5 protein-coding genes are annotated in these 4,403 nt (G+C 56.7%); 1 reads left to right on the plus strand and 4 read right to left on the minus strand.

Annotated features, from left to right (window positions below; all coding sequences use genetic code 11):
• Positions 1–338: 338 nt before the first annotated feature.
• Entirely contained in the window at positions 339–914 is a 576-nt protein-coding gene (locus tag VAE55_RS15370; protein WP_322816614.1) for a DinB family protein, read from the minus strand.
• 180 nt (positions 915–1,094) lie between these two features.
• The gene (locus VAE55_RS15375) at positions 1,095–2,462 is read right to left on the minus strand and encodes a dipeptidase (RefSeq protein WP_322816615.1); all 1,368 of its coding nucleotides are present in this window, start codon (positions 2,460–2,462) and stop codon (positions 1,095–1,097) included.
• A gap of 80 nt (positions 2,463–2,542) precedes the next feature.
• Between VAE55_RS15375 and VAE55_RS15380 the strand changes: the two genes are divergently transcribed.
• Positions 2,543–3,313, plus strand: a complete 771-nt coding sequence (locus VAE55_RS15380) for a TspO/MBR family protein (RefSeq protein ID WP_322816616.1) — start codon at positions 2,543–2,545, stop codon at positions 3,311–3,313.
• A gap of 145 nt (positions 3,314–3,458) precedes the next feature.
• On the opposite strand, the gene VAE55_RS15385 is transcribed toward VAE55_RS15380, so the two are convergent.
• Together VAE55_RS15385 and VAE55_RS15390 are read right to left on the minus strand one after the other, a co-directional pair.
• Complete coding sequence (locus VAE55_RS15385) at positions 3,459–3,584, minus strand: hypothetical protein (protein ID WP_322816617.1); 126 nt, start codon at positions 3,582–3,584, stop codon at positions 3,459–3,461.
• A gap of 40 nt (positions 3,585–3,624) precedes the next feature.
• Positions 3,625–4,185: a helix-turn-helix domain-containing protein gene (locus VAE55_RS15390; RefSeq protein WP_322816618.1), complete on the minus strand. Its 561-nt coding sequence runs from the start codon at positions 4,183–4,185 to the stop codon at positions 3,625–3,627.
• Positions 4,186–4,403 lie beyond the last annotated feature (218 nt).

A 4,403-nucleotide genomic window follows, 5' to 3' on the forward strand; every position in this document is an offset into this window, starting at 1 on the left:
GGTGCGTGCTCCCTATCAGGCCAGTGCGTGCGCTCCACGATGCAGCGCTGACGGGCAGGGTCAGGTGAGGAGCGCACCGGAGGCGTGCGCTCTCAGATTGTGGGGATAGCGTGCTATGACCATTATGACGCCAGATGTCGTATAACAACCCGGATGTTGCACAGTGTCGGCCAAGATTTGGGTCACAAGCTGTAAGATCGCTCTGCCACCGAATCGCGCCTGGCTGTACCCCAGGCCGTGCCCAGGCGGGTGAATTGCCGGCACTATTGGAATATTTCCCATCCCAACCAATTAGAGGCGTTCTCAGGACAACAGTGTGTGCTACTGCGAAACACCGGTCAGGAATGGACACTTGCCTTTGCCTGACGCACAATCTCGGCAATCTGGCCGAGATGATCGTAGGCGTGGGCCAGCCCCAATGCAAACCGACCACGCGCATCAACTGGCGGTGCGCCCGGCCACGGTTCGACAATGTAGTCGAGATGCGGATGGTCGGGCCACATATTCAACGAGGCATGGAGCATGCGGCGACTCTCGGCGAGACGCTGACGGACCTGAGCCATTGTCGTGACGGTTTCCCAGGGCACTTCATAGCGCGAACGACCGTGCAATGGCACGCCACGCGCCATTTCTGCGGCCAGAAACGCCGACTCTTCGCACGAAGCAGTGAGATGAACGATCACATGGCCGAGTGTCCATGCCTGGTTAACTGCATTGGGATCGCTGGCGAATGGGTCGTGCGCGTTGGGATCAACCGGCTGAAAGGTCACATCTGCATCAGTGCAGTCGGCAATCAGCCGTTCCACTGTGTCGTACATTTCGTCGGTCTCGGCGTGGAGATCGGCTACGGTTAAACCATCCACCAGGTGCTGAATGGTACGCTCGCGGCGATACACAGTAGCGTAATCGAGCATATACTCTCTCCTTTGTAGTCTCACATCGGGTTACCTGTCAGACATCGTCAACACAATCTCTATCTGCAGCTTATGAGTGCGGAAGTGCAGGTTCCGCACTCATGCGATGTAGTCTGCATTCGACTGACCAGACACACAGAATTGCGAGTTACCGGACAGATGCTGACAGCCGGGCTATCCTCACCGTCCCAGCCGCTCAAGCAGCATGCAGTAGGCGGTTTGCCCTTTGCGGAAACTGCTCAAGCGGAAGAATTCATTGGGCGCGTGGAAGCGCTCATCGTCCAGGGCAAAGGCAAAGTTGCTGGTATAGGCACCAAGCTGGCGCTGGAAGAGGGTACATACCGGGATTGAACCACCACTCCGCACGTAATACGGTTCGCGGCCATACAGCTCGATCAGGACTTCACGCACGGCAACATTGCCCGGATCGTCTTCGGGAATAAGGTAGGGGAACGCCTGAAAGGCGAGTGGTGTCACGGTCACGGTTACGCCGGGTGGGGTATGGCGCTTGATGTGCGCCTGCAACAGATCGAGGATCACCTGGGGTTCCTGGTCGGGCACCAGCCGACAGGTAATTTTGGCGTGGGCTTCAGACGGCAAGACGGTCTTGATGCCTTCCTGCTGGAAACCGCCCCAGATACCGTTAACTTCAAGCGTTGGCCGTACCCACTCACGCTCGCGCGGGGTAAAACCGGCTTCACCGAAGAGGGCCGGCACGCCGAGGGATGACTTCAGCTTCTCTTCATCGAAGGGAATGGCCGCAATCCGCTCACGGTCGGCGGGGGTCAGTGGTCGCACCTGATCGTAGAAGCCGGGAACGGTGATCATACCATCGTCCGAGCGCATCGAAGCGAGGATGTGGACCAGCGCATGGATCGGGTTTTGGACGACACCGCCGTACATGCCAGAATGCAAGTCCATATTTGCAGCACGAACGTCGATCTGCAACCCACAGCCACCGCGCAGGCCAACCAGAATTTGGGGCTGATCCTCGCTCCACTGTCCACCATCGGCGCTCAAGACGAGATCGCACGCAAACCGTTCACGCTCGTGTTGCAGGAACGCTGGAATCTGCGGACTGCCAGTCTCTTCCTGGCCCTCGAAGAAGAACTTGATATTGACCGGTAGCGATCCGCTGTTCCGCAGCAGCGCTTCCACTGCCAGGATTGGAATGAGCATGTTGCCTTTATCATCACTCGCACCACGGGCATAAATGCGGTCATGTTCGATATGCGGCTCAAAGGGCGGATGGGTCCATAGATCGAGAGGATCAACCGGCTGTACGTCAAAATGGCCGTAGATCAATACCGTTGGCTTACCCGGCGCATGGAGCCAATCGGCATAGACCACCGGATGACCACCGGTAGGCAGGATCGCGACATGCTCCATGCCGGCCTGAGTCAGGCGATTTGCTACCCATTCGGCAGCACGCAGCACGTCTCCAGCGTGGGCCGAGATGGCCGAGATGCTGGGAATGCGCAGAAAATCAACCAACTCGGCAAGAAAACGTTCCTGATGTTCGGCAAGATAGCTCTTCCAGTCTGGCATGGCGACCATTCTCCTCTTACAATACAGGCAGGCGAGTCTACGCACTTCGCCTCGGTACCATCATTATAACGGAGATTACGATGAACACATCACTTGCTCGTCCAATATTTCATTTGCAACAGATTGGGGTAGTGATTGGCTTGCTGGCAACTATCGTGACCAACGTTCTTGCGAATACGTTGCCACTCAACGGCCAGACCACCGGTGAGATTTCAGACCGCTACCCTCTTTTTATCACACCGCCCGGCTATGTGTTTTCGATTTGGAGCTTGATTTATATCGGTCTCATTGGTTATGCGATCTATCAGCTTCTCCCGGCGCAGGCAACCAATCCCCGCCTGCGGGCCGCCGCGCCCTGGTTCGGACTGAGCTGTGTCGGCAATATTGCGTGGCTCATCTTCTGGCACTACAATCTGCCCCTGCTCTCGCTACCGGCAATGCTGGTCGTGCTGGGTGGGCTGATTGGTGTCTATCTGGCCCTGCGTGACCCCGGCCAGGCAGAGGTTGGCGAGCAGTGGCTGGTACAGCCAACGTTTAGCCTGTACCTGGGCTGGATTTGCGTCGCCACCCTGGTCAATGGTGGTGTCTTGCTGTACGAGCTGGGCTGGCGCGATACCGGCACCGGTGGGATTGTGAGTACGATGGTGCTGCTGGGACTGGCTGCGGGCCTGAGCTGGTGGTTTGTCCACCGCTGGCAAGATGGGATATTGCCAGCGGTGGTAGCCTGGGCAGCCAGTGGGATTGCGCTCAAGCAAGCAACTATCGTGCCGCTTGCTACGATGGCGTGGGTAGTAGCGCTGCTTACGGCGGGGATGGCGGTCATGGTGGGAGTGAAGAGGCTCAGGAAATGAGCATTGGCGTGGCAGGCGGTACCTGCTGCCGGCCAGCAGCGATTGCCCTTCACCGATTTACACCCTCTCTGACTACCAAAGCACGCAGGCGAGCGACACGTGCCCTATTGCCGGCAGCGCATGCAAACCCTTGACTCATCTCGTCTCAGACCAGCAGAAAAAAATAGACATCGCTGATCTGCATCTTTGGACGGCGGGAAGCGTGCTCGTACCTGACACGATACACCTGCCAGATCACCTGACCAATCGATGGTAGAGGCACGGGATCCATGCTCCTACCGTCCAGGTATAGCAACCTCCTGAAGTAAGACTTACCCTGCGTCCGAATTTGCCTGGTCTGCCAGTAGTGCCGCTCGCAGTGGATGGCCCATCACAAAAATGCGACGTTTGGTTCGTCCTTCAGCGGGGGGATTCTTTTGCAATTCCTCTAACAGATCGTAGATTGCCTGACGTACCTTCATGAACTCTTCCTCTGTCGCGTAAAACGTGTATTCCCGGGCAACGATGTTATTCAGGTCAGGTTCGCCACGCTCCAGCACGTAATTCGCCAGGTCTTGGGCTACCGACGAACCGTATAACCGAATATGGTCGGCGAACTGCTCTAACCCACCGGGCTGAAAAACATCTGCCGGGTCAATCAAGCCTTCCTCGGCGATGAAGAAGCGCTCTTCGATCCCGTGAATATGGCGCACACGGGCAACGCGCACCACGCCTGCTTCTAGCATTTTGTGTACGTGTCGGTACAGCGACGGTTTAGGGATGTCGGGTAGGACACGTGACAATTGATTGATGGAGAGTTCAACCCCGGTGAGCGTCTGAAAGATACGCATTCGCGCCGGGTGATTCACAACGGCAAAGTTTTTGAGTGGCATAGGCAGAACCTTTTTGATATATCAACTTCAACATCGTTATCAAAAACGATAACATAAAGAATGCCAACATGCAATACCCTTTATCTGACCACTGTCAGAAGCTGCAACGCGCTGCTTGCTGTCGGGCGTCGGTTCTGGCATGCGATACATCGCTGGTGAAGTGCGCCGGAGGTGTGCGCTCCCGGCTACGCCAGACGATGCGTCACGGGTCACGAACC

The sequence above is a fragment of the Chloroflexus sp. genome, from assembly GCF_034432675.1.
Lineage (GTDB): Bacteria > Chloroflexota > Chloroflexia > Chloroflexales > Chloroflexaceae > Chloroflexus.